At 44.8% G+C, this 18,497-nt stretch carries 10 protein-coding genes; 7 read left to right on the top strand and 3 right to left on the bottom strand.

The features are described 5' to 3' along the window. Positions 1–217: 217 nt before the first annotated feature. The 3 genes from HYN43_RS06810 to HYN43_RS06820 all read left to right on the top strand — a co-directional run bounded on the left by HYN43_RS06810 (position 218) and on the right by HYN43_RS06820 (position 6,318). Positions 218–2,470 carry a GH92 family glycosyl hydrolase gene (locus HYN43_RS06810; RefSeq protein WP_119408729.1) on the top strand — a complete coding sequence of 751 codons (2,253 nt, stop codon included), beginning with the start codon at positions 218–220 and terminating at the stop codon, positions 2,468–2,470. A 148-nt stretch (positions 2,471–2,618) separates the two neighbouring features. Continuing rightward, complete coding sequence (locus tag HYN43_RS06815; RefSeq protein WP_119408730.1) at positions 2,619–3,878, top strand: glycoside hydrolase family 99 protein; 1,260 nt, start codon at positions 2,619–2,621, stop codon at positions 3,876–3,878. Between the two features lie 178 nt (positions 3,879–4,056). Then, on the top strand, positions 4,057–6,318 hold the full coding sequence (locus HYN43_RS06820; RefSeq protein ID WP_119408731.1) for a glycoside hydrolase family 3 N-terminal domain-containing protein: 2,262 nt from the start codon (positions 4,057–4,059) through the stop codon (positions 6,316–6,318). Between the two features lie 400 nt (positions 6,319–6,718). On the opposite strand, the gene HYN43_RS06825 is transcribed toward HYN43_RS06820, so the two are convergent. Together HYN43_RS06825 and HYN43_RS06830 are read right to left on the bottom strand one after the other, a co-directional pair. Next, positions 6,719–7,435: a ZIP family metal transporter gene (locus HYN43_RS06825; RefSeq protein WP_119408732.1), complete on the bottom strand. Its 717-nt coding sequence runs from the start codon at positions 7,433–7,435 to the stop codon at positions 6,719–6,721. Next, positions 7,435–7,998, bottom strand: a complete 564-nt coding sequence (locus HYN43_RS06830) for a phosphatase PAP2 family protein (RefSeq protein WP_119408733.1) — start codon at positions 7,996–7,998, stop codon at positions 7,435–7,437. The genes HYN43_RS06825 and HYN43_RS06830 overlap by 1 nt, the downstream gene beginning before the upstream one ends. A 274-nt stretch (positions 7,999–8,272) precedes the next feature. On the opposite strand from HYN43_RS06830, the gene glmM reads away from it, so the two are divergent. Next, positions 8,273–9,664, top strand: a complete 1,392-nt coding sequence (gene glmM, locus HYN43_RS06835; RefSeq protein WP_119408734.1) for a phosphoglucosamine mutase — start codon at positions 8,273–8,275, stop codon at positions 9,662–9,664. 124 nt (positions 9,665–9,788) lie between these two features. Continuing rightward, complete coding sequence (locus HYN43_RS06840; RefSeq protein ID WP_119408735.1) at positions 9,789–10,925, top strand: cysteine desulfurase family protein; 1,137 nt, start codon at positions 9,789–9,791, stop codon at positions 10,923–10,925. Positions 10,926–11,002: 77 nt separating this feature from the next. On the opposite strand, the gene HYN43_RS06845 is transcribed toward HYN43_RS06840, so the two are convergent. Beyond that, positions 11,003–13,180 carry a glycoside hydrolase family 3 protein gene (locus HYN43_RS06845; protein ID WP_119408736.1) on the bottom strand — a complete coding sequence of 726 codons (2,178 nt, stop codon included), beginning with the start codon at positions 13,178–13,180 and terminating at the stop codon, positions 11,003–11,005. Between the two features lie 331 nt (positions 13,181–13,511). Between HYN43_RS06845 and HYN43_RS06850 the strand changes: the two genes are divergently transcribed. Both HYN43_RS06850 and HYN43_RS06855 read left to right on the top strand, forming a co-directional pair. After that, positions 13,512–16,184 (top strand): glycoside hydrolase family 2 protein, encoded by a 2,673-nt coding sequence (locus HYN43_RS06850; RefSeq protein ID WP_119408737.1) that lies wholly within the window; start codon positions 13,512–13,514, stop codon positions 16,182–16,184. A 9-nt stretch (positions 16,185–16,193) separates the two neighbouring features. Next, a complete protein-coding gene (locus HYN43_RS06855) occupies positions 16,194–18,488 on the top strand; it encodes a family 20 glycosylhydrolase (protein ID WP_245447176.1) in 2,295 nt (764 codons plus the stop codon). Positions 18,489–18,497 lie beyond the last annotated feature (9 nt).

Below are 18,497 nucleotides of genomic sequence, written 5' to 3' on the forward strand. Positions count from 1 at the left end.
AAACATGGTACTCCTATGGAGTTAATAAACCGCAAGTAAAACTCCGTAGGAGTACCATGTTTGTAGACCTACAAATTAGAAAATTTTTGGCTCCGTAGGTGCCTCCTGAAAACATGCATTAAAACGATTTTTCTGGAAATACACCAATTAATTAACCCCTGTTGCTTGTATTTTTACATCGACAGAAAAAACGATTTATCAATATAAAATAACACTCATGCCAAGCCCATTCCCTCGGTTGTTGAAACCGCTGTTTTTATCCACGGTAATCAGTATCAGTAGTTTTTGCACGGCGGTATACGCCCAAACTAAAGATGAAGGCAACCTGCAATACATCGATCCGCATATTGGCAACGTTGGCGCACTGTTGGAGCCCACCCGGCCAACTGCGCATCTACCTAACCAGATGATTAGGATGCTGCCTGTACGAAGCGACTATATCGACGATCAGATCTCCAGCTTTCCGCTCAATGTTGTATCGCACCGTTTGGGAGAGGTGTTTTCTGTTAAGCCGGACAATAAACAGCTAACCGCTGCCTCGTGGGATGAACGGATGGCTTATGATCATGACCTGGAAGTTACCCGCCCTTGGTATTACTCAACGTATCTGATCGATAAAGATATCACCGTAGAGTTTACCCCCGGTAAAAAAGTAGGCGACTATAAATTTTCGTTCCCCGCTAAAAGCGCTTCAAAAAGCATTTTGTTCGGGTTGTACAACGATGGCGTAGCCAATTTTACTTTTACAAGCGGAAACGAGCTAACTGGTTTTGAAACTTATCATGATGATATCAAGGTATATGTATACGGCCGGTTCAACGCCAAAGGGACTCCTGGGATTGTAAAAGATAAGGCCCTCGTTCAGCAGGCATCTGTAGATGGAAAAGATCTGAAATCTTACATCACTTTCGCCGCCGATGCGCCTGATGTGATCGAATTTAAATACGCCATCTCGTACGTAAGCCCTCAACAGGCCAAACAAAACTTTAATGATGAATTTGGCAGCGCCGGTTTCGAGATTTTAAAAACCGCAGGTAAAGCTACCTGGGCCAAAGTTGTGGGCCAGATTGAGACTGAAGGCGGTACCGAGGCCCAACGCCGCTCGTTTTACACCGCTTTGTATCGTTGCAACGAACGTATGGTTGATATTAACGAAGGCGGTCATTACTACAGCGGCTACGATAAAAAGATTCACGACAGTAACCGTCCGTTTTATGTAGATGATTGGGTTTGGGATACCTACCTGGCGCTGCACCCATTGCGTACGATATTAAACCCGAAATTGGAATCGGATATGCTGAATTCGTACGTTAACGAATATGAGCAAAGCGGATGGATGCCCACCTTCCCGGTATTGTTTGGCGATAATCCATGTATGAATGGTTTCCACTCAACAGTGATGTTTCTGGATGATTATCGCAAAGGCATCCGCGGTTTTGATATAAACAAAGCCTACGAAGGCGTACTGAAAAACGCGAACGAAGCCACCATGCTGCCATGGGAGAACGGCCCGAAATGCGAACTGGATGATTTTTATCATGAAAAAGGTTATTTCCCGGCCCTGAAAAAAGGCGAAAAGGAAACCGTAAGCCTTGTGCATGGCTTTGAAAAACGCCAGGCTGTAGCCGTAACCCTTGGCGGTGCTTATGATGACTGGGCGGTTGGCCAGTTAGCAGGAGAGTTGAAGAAAACTAACGATGAGCAAACCTTTGCCAAACGCGCCCTCAACTATAAAAATCTTTGGAATAATGATAAGCAAATGTTTATCCCCAAAGATAAAGACGGTAACTGGATAGATATCGACCCTAAGTTTGATGGTGGTTTAGGCGGTCGCGAATTTTACGATGAAAACAACGGTTGGACTTACCTGTGGCAGGTGCAGCACGATATCCCTGGTCTCGCCGGTTTGATGGGCGGTCAGGATAAATTCCAGGCTCGGTTGGATCAGCTGTTCCGCGAAAGCCTTGACAGGAGTAAATACCAGTTTTGGGCTAAGTTTCCGGATGCAACGGGTTTGGTGGGCCAGTTTTCGATGGGTAACGAGCCGAGTTTCCATATCCCGTACCTGTACAACTTTGCAGGTGCTCCATGGAAAACCCAAAAACGCGTGAGGTTTTTACTGGACGTGTGGTACAAGGATAACATCTTCGGTATCCCGGGTGATGAAGATGGCGGGGGGATGTCGGCCTTTGTGGTGTTCTCTTCTATGGGTTTTTATCCTATTACTCCTGGCAAGCCTGTTTATACTATTGGTAGCCCTGTGTTTAGCAAGGTTACTATCAACCTGCAAAACGGTAAGCAGTTTAAGCTGGTAGCTAACAACTGTTCGGTAGTGAACAAGTATATACAAAGCGCTAAGTTTAACGGGCAGGTGCTTAACAAGCCGTTGTTTACGCATGAGCAATTAATGGCTGGCGGCACATTGGAATTGGATATGGGACCGAAGCCGAATAAAAGCTGGGGGATTTAACATTCCTCATTATGTCATTGCGAGGTGCGAAGCAATCGCGAACTGTACAGAGCGGACCTGCTAATCGGGGATTGCTTCGTACCTCGCAATGACGTTTTCTAAGAGCTATCTAAGCAATAAAATTAACACATATTAAAATTCTATCCTGATGAAAAAACACGTTTTTAGCATCTTGCTGCTACTGCTATGCGCCATTGCGAACGCGCAACTGAAGCACAGCAAAACATCAGCCTTTAAAAGCTACAAAGGTTTGGTAATGGCAGGTTACCAGGGCTGGTTCAATGCACCCGGCGACGGCGGCAACCGCTGGTGGAACCACTATGTATCGCACGGCAAATTTGAACCGGGCTTTACCAATATCGATATCTGGCCCGATGTAAGCGAATATCCCAAAACCTACAAAACACCATTTAAACTGGCCGACGGCAGCGATGCTTACCTGTACAGTTCGTACGATGCCTCATCAACCGAAACCCATTTTAAATGGATGCAGCAATACGGCGTTGATGGTGTTTTTGTACAGCGTTTTATTGGCGATGTGCAGCGTGGCGCAGGCAAACATCATAACGATGTGGTGCTTGGTAACGCGCTCAAATACGCGCAAAAATATCACAGGGCGATCACGGTGATGTATGACCTTTCGGGCATGAACGCAGGCGGCGACTCGTTGGTGATTAAAGATTGGAAACACCTGATTGATAGCCTGAAGGTAACCAACCGGGGCAATAACCAAACCTGGCTTTACCATAACGGCAAGCCGCTGGTGGCAGTTTGGGGCATCGGTTTTAACGATCATCGTTGCTACGGCTTAACCGAAGGCGAAAAGATCATCGATTTTTTAAAGAACGACCCGGTTTATGGTGGCTGCGCCATACTGTTGGGCGTACCAACCTACTGGCGCGATTTTGGTAACGATACCGAGAATGATCCGCACCTGCACGATCTGATAAAGAAAGTAGACATTGTGCACCCCTGGTTTGTGGGCCGTTTTAATGAAGATGCCTATCCTGCATTTCAGCACCGCATTGCCGAGGACATAGCCTGGTGCAAAAGCAATAATATTGATTATGTGCCAACGGTATTCCCCGGTTTTAGCTGGCATAACATGAACCCACGGGCAAAGCAAAACCAGATTCCGCGCAACCGGGGCCATTTTTACTGGAAACAGATCAACGGAGCTATCAACAGCGGTGCCGAAATGCTGTATGTGGCCATGTTTGATGAGGTTGACGAGGGTACTGCCATCCTCAAAGCATCAAAAAATCCTCCTGTTGGTTTAAGCACATTTGTTACTTACGAAGATGATATCCCTAATGATTATTACCTGTATTTAACCGGATATGCTGCCAAGATGCTGCGTAAGCAGGTGCCATTAACAGCCGATATGCCGCCGCCGGTAAAAAAGTAGAGGGGTTATTAAATTTATTTGCATTAATGACGATTGAGCCCGGTTTTTTAATGTTTTATTAATGAGTTATTATTTCACTGCGCATAGTTTTAGCTTCTGATAAACCGGGCCGGATTTATGAATCCACACAAACAATCGCTTGTGCCGGTAACAATTAACCTTGCCAATTATAAATTTTATGAAGCGAAAGAACGCCTTTGTATCGGTTCTTTTAGTAACTACTTTTTGTTCGTTTAATACCCCTAAACCCATTGTTAAGCTCCCGTACAAGGATGCTTCGTTACCGGTTGAAAAACGTGTTGCTGATTTGCTTGGCCGCATGACCACAACCGAAAAAATCCGTCAGCTGGATATGTACTGGGGAAAGGAGGTGGCCAATATGCAGGGGCACGAAGCCGCCTCGATTTCGGATAGTGCCCGGATTTATATCGGTACGGAGGGTATTGGCTCTGTACATGACTTGTACCCGCTTACTGCCGAAGTAAGTAATGATATCCAACGTTACGCGGTCGAAAAAACGCGATTGGGTATCCCGGTACTTTTTATTGAAGAAGGCCTGCACGGTTACGAGGGACTGGGTAGTACCACCTTTCCAAGCCCGATGGCGCTGGCCGGTGCCTGGGACACTACCAATGTGCATAAAGCCGGGCGTGTTATAGGTACAGAGATGCGGGCGCATGGTGTAAACATGGTATTAGGCCCGGTACTCTGTTTGCCACGTGATCCTCGCTGGGGACGTGTTGAAGAAACTTATGGAGAAGATCGGTTCCTATCGGCGGCTAACGGCGTTGCTATGGTAAAAGGTTTGCAAGGGAATAAATTGAGCGACCATAATGCGGTTTTATCCGAGCCAAAGCATTTTGCGGTGCATGGCATCCCGGAGGCCGGTAGTAATATGGCCCCGGTTAATATGGGCGAGAGGGAAGCACGATCATCGTTTTTATATGTGTTTGAAAAGGCCGTTAAAGAAGGTAAAGCCATGGGTATGATGGCGGCCTACAGCGAGATAGATGGTATCCCTTGTGTAGATAATAAATGGTTGCTGAAAGATGTACTACGCGGCGAATGGGGTTTTAAAGGTTTTGTATTGTCGGATTTAGGCGCGATGAAAATGTCGCTCATCAACCATAATACAGCTACCGATGTATCCGATGCATTAGCCCAATCATTTACTGCCGGTATGGATATGCAGTTTTATGATTTTCCGCACGTACCGTTTGAAAAGGCTATGAACAAAGCACTGGCAGATAAAAAGCTTTCGATGGCCGATCTGAACCGGGCGGTATCAAACGTATTGCGGGTGAAATTTATGTTAGGCTTGTTCGATCATCCTTATATAGATACCGATCTGCTACAGAAAGTAAACCAGACCGAAGAGAGTCGCAAGGTTGCCCTGAAACTGGCACAGGAAGGCATCAGTTTGCTGAAAAATGAAAACAATGTATTACCGCTCGGGCCAAATGTGCATTCGGTAGCAGTTGTCGGGCCGCTGGCCGAAAGCACATACCTGGGTGGTTATGCCAACAAACAGGGTAAGGGCGTAGCGATTTTGGATGCTTTAAAGCAAAAATCAGGGAATGATCTGGATATTAAGTTTGAACCAGGTTATACGGGTGATACATCAGCGGTAAAGCAATCTGAAAATTTAGAAAAAGCAATCTCTATGGTTAATCAATCCGATGTTGCCGTCGTGGTTTTAGGCGAGGACATCAACGAAGTAGGAGAGGGTAAAGATCGCGCCAACCTCGACCTGAATAAACAGCAAAGCCGCCTTATTGAGGCTGTTTATAAAACCGGTAAACCCACAGTTGTGGTTTTATTTAACGGTAGGCCGTTATGTATTAACTGGGTTGCCAAAAAAATTCCCGCTATTGTTGAATCATGGTTTTTAGGCGAAACCGGCGGTTTGGCTATTGCTGATGTATTGCTGGGTAAAGTGAATCCATCCGGTAAATTGCCGATGAGTTTCCCGCGTTCGGTAGGGCAGATTCCTTATTATTATGATCATAAACCAACTTCAAGACATGTTTATGTTGATCAGGATACATCGGCTTTGTTCCCTTTCGGTCATGGATTGAGTTATACCAAGTTTGAATATTCTGATTTGAAGATAGCGCAGAAACAAATCCCGCTGAATGGTTCGGTAGACGTAAGTGTCACCATTAAAAATATTGGTAAAGTGGAAGGGGAAGAAGTAGCCCAGCTTTACTTGCGCGATGTTATCGCCAGTGTAACTACACCGGTAAAATCCCTGAAAGGTTTTAAAAGGATAAACCTTAAACCGGGAGAGAGCGGTACAGCGCAATTCAAGATAGATAATAAAGAACTGATGCTCTGGAACAGGCAGATGAAGCAAGTTGTTGAACCCGGAGAGTTTAAGGTGATGGTAGGCAGTTCATCTGAAGATATCAGGTTAAAAGGAAGTTTTTATGTGAAATAATCTGAATCAGAATTTACAGAATTTTAGGATTAACAGAATCTAATCAATCGGCATTTTGAAAATTCTCAAATTCTGTAAATTCTGATTCAGACAATATTCCGGGACATACCCAAACATGGATCCGGTGTTTAGTTGATGATTACCATTGATATTTGGTAACGGGTGCGTCGGGGGTGAGATATCGGCGCACCTTTTTTTTCTTTAGAAGTTGTTTGAAAATACAAAAGATTCATTGCCGTTGGTTTTAACCAACGGTGTAAAAAGCTGAAAAGTCCTGGCTTTAGCCCAACTATGCGAGTGGTATTGCGGCTAAAGCCCTTTTGTGGTGTATAATTATTCCGTTGGTTAAAACCAACGGCAATGAAGTTGTTAACAATAACAGATAACGAGTATTGTGTAGTTACATCTGCTCCAAAAATCCCAGCAAAGCAATAGCCACACCCGCCAGTACAGCTATCATCTTCCGCATATTAAAGCGATGATCAGCACTCGATTCAAACAAAATCGTAGTAGAAATATGTAAAAATATCCCGATAACCACACCCATTATCCGGTTAAAATAATGTTGAAGGTTACCGATATTGCCATTACTTAGCGCGTTGCTGAAAAAATACCCGGCGGGGGCCATCAGCGCAAATATGGCCACAAAAAATATGGTTTTGTTTTTGCCTTGTTTGTTGGTGAGCAAAACGGTGGCTAATGCAAAAGAGGCAGGGATATGATGCAGCGCGATGCCATACACCAGTTGATCCTGATTGCCCTGTGCAAGCGGCATGCCTTCTAAAAAGGCGTGGAGGCACAGGCTGGCCATAATACCTATCGGGAAAACAGCCAGATCATGCGGATGTTTGTGCATGTGGCCATGCTCAATCCCGTCCGAAAATTGTTCCAGTACAATCTGGAACAGGAAACCGATCAGTATAAATACACCTACGTAGTTATCATTACCATGATAAGCATCCGGTATCAGGTGCAAAACGGTGATACCGAACAGGTAAGCGCCACTAAAGGATAGTACCAGTTTAAGGGTTTTATGGTTATCGCCTTTAAACAAAAAAACAGAAGTGCCGCCAAAAAAGGCCGCGAAAAAAAGCAGAAGTATTTTCCAGTATCCCATTAAAAGGAAGGTTGTAGTTTTTTAAATAATAACGAAAACAGCCAGCCTACCAAGCCCCCATAAATAGCGCCGCAAAGTACATCAATAGGGAAATGCACGCCTACATAAACCTGGGCAAAGCAAATGCTTGCCGCCCACAAAATCCCCAAAAGCCAGATCCATTTCCATTTACGACCGAATACAAAACACAAAAACATAGCTATCGCAAAATGATCGGTAGCGTGGGTTGATGGGAGGCTGTACCCGCTTCCGCAGGGCACACGGCTGATATCGGTTGCCGAAACAATCGGATCGCGGCACGGGCGGAGGCGTTGGATGTTGTGTTTCATGAGCACACCGCTGGTAAAATCGGCAACGCCTACTGAGGCTATTAAAAGCAAAATAATAACGAGGCCTTTTTTCTTATATTTCCATAAGCAGAAAGCTATAATGAAAACGTAAAGCGGGATCCATGTTTTGGGTTCGCGCAAAATGGGCATTATCCAATCGAAAAAAACGTTGGATAAGTCGTGGTTTAAAAAATAGAATAAATGCCTGTCAAGGTTTAATAAAAAGTCGGGCATTGTTGCTTGCTATAGGTGTTTGTTTGCTGTAATCGCCAAAGGTATTAAATAGCGTAAAAAATCCTTCAAATTTTAATACTTAGCCCTGCGGTTATGTCGTTAATAACCAAAATAATGCTAAATAATGACAATTAAGCGGTAATTGCAGCCTATTAAAAGCAACAGATTAACCGTAGCCTTGCATACAGGCAATTGCGTAATTGCGTAAAACAACACTATTTATTTAAGGTATAGCTTATATTTTTTATTTTTACCTCACCAAAAACAGCTCATTTTGACATTAATAAAATCTATTTCGGGTATACGCGGCACCATAGGTGGTGCTGTTGGCGATGGTTTAACACCGCTTGATATTGTAAAGTTCACTTCGGCCTATGGTTCATGGGCGGTTAAAAAATCGGGGATCAAAAAAATTGTGGTTGGCCGTGATGCCCGTCTTTCGGGCCAGATGGTGAACAACCTTGTAATTGGTACATTGCAGGGTTTGGGTATCGATGTAATCGATCTTGGCCTGTCAACAACGCCAACTGTTGAGGTTGCCGTTACCGGCGAACAAGCCGCGGGCGGTATTATCCTTACTGCCAGCCACAATCCTAAACAATGGAACGCCCTTAAATTGTTAAATGCTGCCGGTGAATTTATAAGCGATGCCGATGGTAAGGAGGTTTTAACCATTGCCGAATACAGCGATTTTAATTATGCCGATGTAAATGATTTGGGTAAAGTAATCCACGATGATAGCTGGCTGCAAAAACATATCGATTTGATTTTGGCTCTGCCATTGGTGGATGTTGAAGCCATAAAGGCCGCCGATTTTAAAGTAGTGATTGATTGCGTAAACTCAACTGGCGGTATTTATGTACCTGCTTTGCTGAAAGCGCTTGGTGTTGAAACCGTTCACGAATTATATTGCGAGCCCGATGGCAACTTCCCGCACAATCCGGAGCCGCTGCCTGAAAACCTGATCGCTTTATCAAAAGAAGTGCTTACTAAGCGTGCAGACCTTGGTATTGCTGTTGATCCGGATGTTGACCGACTTTGCTTTGTTTGCGAGGATGGCAATATGTTTGGCGAAGAGTATACGCTGGTTGCCGTTGCAGATTATGTACTGAAAAACAACGTAGGCAATACGGTATCAAACCTGTCGTCAACCCGTGCATTGCGCGATGTTACCGAAAAGGCAGGCGGCGAATACCACGCAGCCGCGGTAGGAGAGGTGAATGTGGTTAACCAGATGAAAGCCGTTAACGCGGTGATTGGTGGCGAGGGTAACGGTGGGGTTATCTATCCTAAATTACATTACGGCCGTGACGCTTTGGTGGGTATCGCCTTGTTTTTAACCCATCTGGCTAAGTACGGTAAATCGGTTTCGAGCCTGCGCGCGTCATATCCGGGTTATTTTATTTCGAAAAACAAGATCACTTTAACGCCCGAAATGGATATAGATGCCCTTTTGAGCAAGGTGGAAGAAAAATATATCAAACAGCCGCACTCCACAATTGACGGTCTGAAAATAGAATTTGATAAAGAATGGGTACATTTGCGTAGGTCAAACACCGAACCCATTATCAGGATCTACTCCGAAGGCAATTCTGAAACAGTGGCAAACGGACTGGCCAATAAGATCATCACTGATATTAAAGAGATCTTACAACTGAAGGGTTAAATTTTCCGGCATTAAAAATAACGGGCAACCGGCGATAAATTTCGTTGGTTGCCTGGCCATATATTATTGCCGGGTTTGTGTTTTGAAGTTTACTGATCCATTAATTTATAAATTTTAACAACTAATGCGCGTTTATTTTGATAATGCCGCCACTACACCGCTCGATCCTGAAGTGATGAAGGAGATGTACAAGGTTATGGAGAACCAATTTGGTAACCCATCATCAATACATGCCCACGGAAGGGAGGCCCGCACCCTCATCGAGCGTTCGCGTAAAACCATCGCCGGTTTGCTGCACACCTCGCCCGCCGAAATCTTTTTTACATCAAGCGGAACCGAGGCCGATAATACCGCCATCAGGTGTGGTATTATCGATCACAACATTACCCATGCCATTACCAGCCCTATAGAGCATCACGCAGTGCTCCATACGCTGGAAGCCATGGAAAAAGCAGGTTTAATTAAACTGAGCCTTGTAAACATCGATAGCAAGGGCGCGGTTGATTATGATCACCTCGAAACTTTATTGAAAGAAAACGAACGCAGTTTTGTTTCAATAATGCACGCCAATAACGAGATAGGCACACTATCGGATATGGAACGCATTGGTGATTTGTGCGAGGCGTACAATGCTATTTACCATTGCGATACCGTGCAAACTATGGGGCATTATCAGCACGATTTGAGCAAGTTGAAAGCTCATTTCCTGGTATGCGCAGGCCATAAACTACACGGACCAAAAGGCGTAGGCTTTTTGCATATCAACCATAAAATAAAGATAAAACCTTTTATTTATGGCGGCGCACAGGAACGCAATATGCGCGGCGGTACCGAAAATATTTACGGCATAGTAGGTTTAGCCAAAGCGCTCGAAATGGCTTATGGCGAAATGGAGCAACACCAAAATCATATCCAGGGCTTAAAAACGTACATGATGGAGCAGTTAATCGCTAATGTGCCTGGTGTAGGCTTTAACGGCGAAACCGATCCTGATAAAAGTTTATATACTGTACTTAACGTAGCCTTCCCCGAAATGGAAATGAGCGATATGCTGTTGTTTAACCTGGATATCGCAGGCATTTCGGCTTCGGGCGGCAGCGCCTGCAGCTCGGGTAGCGATATTGGTTCGCATGTGTTAACGGCTATCGGTGCAAGCTCATCAAGGCCTTCGGTGCGTTTCTCGTTCTCGAAGTATAACACTAAGGAAGAGGTGGATTTTGTGGTGGCTAAAGTTCGTGAACTTTGCGCTGTGAATGTGTAAGTATTTGTGTGAGCTAATAAATAAAAAAGCCTTAAGAATGAGTTTCTTAAGGCTTTTTATTTAAAGTAGATATCAACCTAATTAACCACTTTAAAATCGGTAACAAGTTTTTCATCAGCCGAATTGCTGCCCAACACCAATTGGTAATTACCCGGATAAAGCTTCCATTTATGAGTATTCAAATCCCATTTTTGTAAATCCTGCAAAGGTATTTTTAAGGTAACTAAACCTTCTGTATCCTGATTTAAGCTTATACGCTTAAAGCTTTTTAGTTCTTTAAGCGGCATCCGGTCAACAGCCGGGTATTTGATATAGGCCTGTACCACTTCATCTCCCTTAAACTTACCGGTATTTTTTATGTTTACATTTACCGTCAATGTATCAGCCTTTTTATAGGCAGCTTTTAACTTGCCATCCAGTTTATAAGCAAAAGAGGTATAGCTCAATCCAAAACCAAAGGGATATTGCACAGGGCCGTTATAGTAGCGATAGGTGCGGCCTTTCATGTTATAGTCGCTGTAATCTGGCAGATTACTCATATCCTTATAAAAAGTAACCGGCAGGTGACCGGATGGCGAAACATCTCCAAAAACAATATCGGCCAATGCATTGCCGCCCTGTTCGCCCGGGTACCAGGCAAATATAATGGCATCGGCATAAGGCTCTATGGCTGATACATCAATATCGCTGCCTGCTGTAATAACAGCTATAAGTGGTTTGTTCCTTACGTTTTTACGCAGCTCTTTCATAAAGGCAATCTCGCTGGCCGGCAGGCTCAATGTTTTTTTGTCGCCGCCGCTTTCGGCCAGGAAGGCATCGCCGGCTTCGCCTTCCAAAACAGGAGAGAGGCCTATCACGGCAATAGTAGCATCGGCATTGCCTGCAGCCCAGGTGCCGCCAAAGTGGGTGGTGTCTTTATAATCACAGCCCAGATCATACTCAACCCGGGTGCCCTTATCAACCGCGGCGGTAATGCCTTCAACAAAATTGATCACTTTACTGCTGGTACCGTGATAGTTGGCTATCATGGCATCAAGCGATGCAGCGTTTGGCCCAAGTACCATAATGCTCGAATAATTAGCTTTTTTAAGCGGCAAAACATTATTGTTGTTTTTTAACAGCACCATGCTTTGCTGTGCAACCTTGCGGGCCAACGCCAAATGGGCTTCATTGTGCACGCTGTCGGCACCATAACCGTGGTAGGGGTTAGCTGCCGGATCATCGTAAAAACCCAGTTTAAATTCGGTACGCAAAAGAGCGCCAAGGGCCTGGTCAACCTCCTTTTCGGTTAGCAAACCTTTTTTAATAGCGTTGAGCCCGTCGTTTTGCAATATTGTCGAACAGTCAAGGTCAACTCCAGCTTTAATAGCGGCTGCAGCCACTTCTACGGCAGATGGCAAGGCTTTATGTTGGGTGTAAACATTATCAAGGGCACCACAATCGGTAACAACGTGGCCGTTAAAGCCCCATTCTTTACGCAGAATATCGGTAAGCAAAACTTTATTAATAGAGTTGGGTACACCATTAATGGCATTATAAGCACTCATTACCGATTCAACATGGTTTTTAACCAGTTCGTGAAAAGCGTAAAGGTAGGTTTCGCGCAGATCTTTTTCGTCAACCCGGGCATCAAATTTATCGCGTGTGGCTTCGGGCCCGCTGTGCACGGCAAAATGTTTTGCTGTGGCTGATGCTTTGAGGTATTTCGGATCATCGCCCTGCAAACCTTTTACAAAGGCCGAACCCATGCGGCCGGTTAAAAACGGGTCTTCTCCATAAGTTTCCTGCCCGCGCCCCCAGCGCGGGTCGCGGAAGATGTTGATGTTTGGGGTCCAGAAGGTGAGCCCCATGTATTGGAGGTGCCTGTCTTGCGCAATGGCAAGGTTATATTTGGCACGGGCTTCGGTAGATATCGCGGTAGACACCTGTTTCAGTAAGTCATCATTAAATGTAGCCGCCATGCCTATGGCCTGCGGAAATATGGTGGCTTCGCCGGCACGGGCAACACCATGCAAGGCTTCGTTCCACCAGTTATACGCCGGGATGCCCAGGCGCGGCACTGCCTGGCTGCGGTAGCCTAATAATGAAATTTTTTCTTCGATGGTTAATTTGGATAACAGATCGTTTACACGTTTGTCAATCGATTGCGAAGCATCTTTGTAAATAGGAGTCTGAGCTTTTACTACAGAAAAATTTAGCAATATAACAGGTACTGCCAAACAGCATAGGAGTTTGTGTTTTATGGTAGAAGCCATTTTTAGGTGATTTATTAATTGGTTTTAAAGTTAGTATTTATTCACTAAGAATAAGTTTTGGGAGCGTATCGGTTTTTATAATGATCTTTAAAAAACTGAGCATTGGATATATTTTAATTGATTTTTTAAAAAGATAAGCCTACTTTTTTTATTTTTTTAAGATGATTGAATAGGTGTATTGTGTTGAATTTAAGTACAATACGAGTACTTTTGGTGTGGGTGAGAACGAACCAGGTTATCAGATGCAGAAAAACTGTGTAATATATCTGTGCTTTTAATGCTAAAATGTTTTTGCAGTTTTTATTTTTGACTATTCATCCAATCCAAATAAATGACAACAACCCGTAAGGCAGGCCGTTCTGCACTGTTTAAATTTTCGTTAGCGTTATCAATCCTTAGTTCAGGCTTTTACCAGGATGCAAAAGCCCAAACCACTTATGAGTTAAACCAGGGATGGAAATGCGTATCCATGAATAGCGTAAAGGATAATGGCACGGCTATTTCGCAGCCTGGTTATGATATCGGTACCTGGAACCATGCTACAGTGCCGGGTACGGTGCTTACAACACAGGTGGCCAACAAGCAGGTGCCCGATCCTTTTTACGGCATGAACAATGAAAAAATACCTGATATATATAAGGTGGGCCGCGACTATTATACTTACTGGTTTGTTAAAGATTTTAAAGAAGCCGCACCAATCGGCAGCAATCAAACTTATCTTAACTTCCGCGGCGTTAACTACAGTTGCGATGTGTTCCTGAATGGGCACAAGCTCAATAGCAAGCTGCACAAAGGCATGTTTCTGCGCCAAAGCTATAACATTACCAAATTGCTCAATAAAAATGATAATAACCGTTTAGCGGTTATTGTTTATCCGCCCGACGTGGTAGGTAACCCCAACGGCGGCCAGGGCGGCGACGGTACCATTGCCCGCGGCGTGGGCATTCAATACACAGCGGGCTGGGACTGGATCCAACCCATCCGCGACCGTAATACCGGCATCTGGGATAAGGTAATCATTGAACATACCGGTGCTGTTGTTATTAAAGATCCTCATGTGGTTACGCTGGTTCCTGGTATTCGTAAACCTGAAGGAGCGCAGGCGCCTGCAATTGTGCAGGTATCTGCCGGGTTGGAAAACGCTACCGGCACCCCTGTTAGCGGAACTTTACAGTATAATTTGGATGGTAGGCTGGTATCGCAGGCGGTTACGTTGAAAGCCAATTCGAAACAGGAGGTGAAACTGGCCGATTACAGCCTGAAAAATCCTAAACTCTGGTGGCCAAACGGCTACGGCCCGCAAAATTTATACAAGCTTAATTTACAATTTGTGGCAGGCAGTAAAGTATCCGACCAGAAAACTATTGAAGTTGGTGTACGCCAGATCACTACCGAGTGGAACGCTAAAACCGAAAGCCGCCAGGTTAATATTAACGGACAGAAGATATTTATTAAAGGGGGCAACTGGATCATTTCTGATCAGATGCTGCGCTTTAGCGATGCCCGTTACGATGCCGAGGTGCGTTTCCACAGGGATATGAACCTGAACCTGATCCGCGTTTGGGGCGGTGCATTGATTGAGCGCCCCGAGTTTTACGAAGCCTGCGATAAATATGGTATGCTGGTTTTTCAGGATATGTGGGGATCGGGCGATTGCAACGGCCGCTGGACTGACCCAATGAAGCTGGACGACCAATGGACACGCCGCAAATACCCTGATGATCATGATCTGTATTTAAAGTCGATAGAAGACCAGGTTAAACTGGTACGTAACTTCCCCTCGCTGGCTATCTGGTGCGGTGGCAACGAGATTACTCCGCCTGAGGATATTTTCGCAGCCCTGCGCGATACCATTATGCCTAAGCTGGATAATACCCGCTGGTTTATCCCTTACTCAAACTCTGAAGAAATGTCGCGCAATGTACAGGGGGGCAATGGCGATGGTCCTTACGGTATACAACCGCTTACCACTTTCTGGGATTACAGAACCTATCCATTCAACTCGGAAGTTGGTTCGGTTGGTGTAAGCGATTATGAATCGTTAAAACGCTTTATTCCGGCCGAAAACATGGTTGTGCCAAAATATGATGCCTCAACCGGCAAAACAACAACCGATCCGGTTTGGGATTATCACAAATACATTGGTTATGATGGCTTTATCGATAAATATGGCAAAGCCAAAAATGTGGAAGATTTTGCTACTAAAGCCCAATTGGTAAACTATGATCAATATCGCGGCCTGATGGAAGGTTTCAGCTCGCACATGTGGGATTGGTATACCGGCACCATTATCTGGAAAACTCAAAACCCGTGGACAGCCATGCGAGGCCAGATGTATGATTATTACCTTGATCCTAACGCCTGCTTATACGGTTTACACAACGGCAGCGAACCATTGCACATTATGTATAACCAAAGCGATGGTATGGTGATGGTGGCCAATAACACTTTTAAAACCTACAGCAATATGCTGCTTGTGGTTAAAACGTATGATATGGATGGCAAAGAGAAGGTGTTAACCAAAGTTTTTGCAGATGTTACGCCAACTACCATCAAAAAATACCTGTCGCTTAAGCATGGAATTGACAGGGATGCCAAGGACAAAGGTTTGTTTTTATGCCTGCAATTGCTGAGATCAGAAAATGAAGTGATCAGCGAGAATATTTACTGGCTGCCCGATGCTGATGGTAATTTCAGCGGCTTGCAAAAAATGCCTAAAGGTGATTTAACCGCGACAGCTAAATATATCAAAGGCGACAAGGTTGAAGTTACACTGAATAATCCGGGCAGCGTTCCGTTGGCGTTCTTTAACCGTTTATCATTGGTTAATGCTGATACCAAACAGCGTATCCTTCCGGCATTTTACAGCGATAACTATGTAACCGTATTGCCGGGCCAAACCAAAAAAGTTGTAATCGACCATAATCCGGATGCTGATAAAAACCTTGCCGTAACCATTGGCGGCTGGAACGTTGCTGAAAGAACCATAGCTATCGACAAGTAAAAAAACATTATGAAAGTTATTTCAAAGTATTTGTTGGCAGCGGTGTTTATGTTTACCTGCGCGGGTGGTGTTTATGCTCAGGAAACAGCAGCAAAGTTCCCGCTGATCCCTTATCCTGCGCATTCAACAGCAGGAGAGGGGAAGTTTACCATCAGCCCGAAAACGGCCATCGTAACATCCAATGCTTTTAATACCGAAGCTTATGCTTTGAAGGAGTTATTGCGCGCAGGTTTAGGTAAACCTGTAGTAGTAAGCAAGATTAAAAAAGCACATGCCATTAACCTGGTTTATGATGCCACCATAACCGCGCCTGAAGCTTACCATATGAATGTTAGTAAAGACGAGGTAGTGATCCGCGCTAAAGATCCGGCTGGTGTGTTTCATGCTGTAGAGACTATTCGCCAGTTACTGCCCGTGGATATAGAGGCAGGCGTTGTGCAAAAGCAATTATCGCTGCCTGTGGTAGTTATTGAAGATGCACCTGCTTACAGCTGGCGTGGTATGCACCTTGATGTATCAAGGCATTTCTTTTCGGTAAGCTATCTTAAAAAGTATATCGACAGGATGGCTTTGTACAAGATGAACAAGCTACACCTGCATTTAACCGATGATCAGGGCTGGCGTATCGAGATCAAAAAACACCCTTTGCTTACCGAAGCCGGTGCATGGCGCACTTTCAATAACCAGGATTCGGCCTGTATGAAAAAGGCTAAGGATAATCCGGATTTTGTTATCGATAAAACACACATCGTACAAAAAAACGGTAAAACCATGTACGGTGGGTTTTATACCCAAGCCGAGATGAAAGGTGTGGTAGCGTATGCCGCCGCCCGCCATATTGATATCGTGCCGGAGATTGATATGCCCGGTCACATGATGGCCGCCATCAATTCATACCCGTTTTTAACCTGCGATGGTGAAAATAAATGGGGCGAGTTGTTTACCAAGCCTATCTGCCCATGTAACGAAAGCACTTTTGAGTTTGCCGAGAATGTGTTTACAGAGATCATGCAGATCTTCCCGTCAAAATACATCCACATCGGCGGAGACGAGGTTGATCGTACCAACTGGGGTAAATCTGATGCCTGCAAAGCTTTAATGGCTAAAGAGGGAATTAAAGATCTGGCCGGTTTGCACAGCTATTTCATTAACCGGATGGAGAAATTTTTCAACTCCAAAGGCCGTAAACTGATTGGCTGGGATGAGGTGATTGAGGGCGGCATCAGCCCTACTGCTATCATTATGTACTGGCGTACCTGGGTACCCGATGCCCCGGTTAAAGCGGTGAAAAACGGTAACACCGTGATCATGACACCCGGCGAACCGCTGTACTTTGATAACCAGCCCGATCAGTATTCTATCAATCGCGTATATCATTTTAACCCGGTGCCTAAAGTTTTAAATGCCGAAGAGGCCAAGTCGATCATTGGTGCGCAGGCCAACTTATGGTCGGAAATGATCCCTTCCGAAAAACGTGCCGATTATATGGTGATGCCAAGGATGACCGCCCTGGCCGAAATGCTTTGGACACATAAGGAGGGTGAATATGATTCGTATCTGCAGCGTTTAACCCAGCAATTCAAGAGGATGGACGCCATGAATATCAACTACCGTTTGCCCGATTTGCCAAACCTGCTTAATGAGTACGTGTTTACCGATGAAGGCAAGCTAAGTATTATGTCTCCGTTGCCAACTTTAACCATCCGTTATACAACAGATGGCACGTTGCCAACTACCCAATCGCCGGTATTGCCATCACCGTTATCCATCAAAAAATCTGAACTGGTAAGGGTTGCAGCTTTTACACCTGGCGGTACCCGTGGCGATGTTTACAACCTGAACTATACCCAACAGCAATTGCTTGGCCCGGTAAAAATTGCTCCGCCTAAACCGGGATTAGCCGCTACTTACTATAAAGCATTTTTCAAAAAAACTGCTTTAATGCAAAACGCCAAAGTGGATAGTACTTTCAGTACCGATAAAATTGAAGTACCTGCCACGGTTAAAGCGCCATCATTCGGTATCACTTACAAAGGTTACATTGATGTACCGGCCGATGGCATTTACAGCTTTTACCTAACCTGCGATGACGGCGGAGTGCTTTACATTGGCAACAAAACGGTTGTTGATAATGATGGCAACCACTCGGCACAGGAACGCAGCGGGCAGGTAGCTTTAAAAATGGGCGCACATCCTTTTAAGCTTGACTTTATTGAAGGTGGAGGCGGCTTTAAGTTGCTGCTGAAATACAGCGTAAATGGTTCGGCTCCGCAGGATGTGCCATCGTCATGGTTTAAAAACTAATATCTGCAT

Source organism: Mucilaginibacter celer (assembly GCF_003576455.2).
GTDB classification, from domain to species: domain Bacteria; phylum Bacteroidota; class Bacteroidia; order Sphingobacteriales; family Sphingobacteriaceae; genus Mucilaginibacter; species Mucilaginibacter celer.

Bases quoted from the DNA above. Each gene is read 5' to 3' on its own strand.
- HYN43_RS06810 (WP_119408729.1), top strand. From the start codon at position 218: ATGCCAAGCCCATTCCCTCGGTTGTTGAAACCGCTGTTTTTATCCACG.
- HYN43_RS06815 (WP_119408730.1), top strand. From the start codon at position 2,619: ATGAAAAAACACGTTTTTAGCATCTTGCTGCTACTGCTATGCGCCATT.
- HYN43_RS06820 (WP_119408731.1), top strand. From the start codon at position 4,057: ATGAAGCGAAAGAACGCCTTTGTATCGGTTCTTTTAGTAACTACTTTT.
- HYN43_RS06825 (WP_119408732.1), bottom strand. From the start codon at position 7,435: ATGGGATACTGGAAAATACTTCTGCTTTTTTTCGCGGCCTTTTTTGGC.
- HYN43_RS06830 (WP_119408733.1), bottom strand. From the start codon at position 7,998: ATGCCCGACTTTTTATTAAACCTTGACAGGCATTTATTCTATTTTTTA.
- HYN43_RS06840 (WP_119408735.1), top strand. From the start codon at position 9,789: ATGCGCGTTTATTTTGATAATGCCGCCACTACACCGCTCGATCCTGAA.
- HYN43_RS06845 (WP_119408736.1), bottom strand. From the start codon at position 13,180: ATGGCTTCTACCATAAAACACAAACTCCTATGCTGTTTGGCAGTACCT.
- HYN43_RS06850 (WP_119408737.1), top strand. From the start codon at position 13,512: ATGACAACAACCCGTAAGGCAGGCCGTTCTGCACTGTTTAAATTTTCG.
- HYN43_RS06855 (WP_245447176.1), top strand. From the start codon at position 16,194: ATGAAAGTTATTTCAAAGTATTTGTTGGCAGCGGTGTTTATGTTTACC.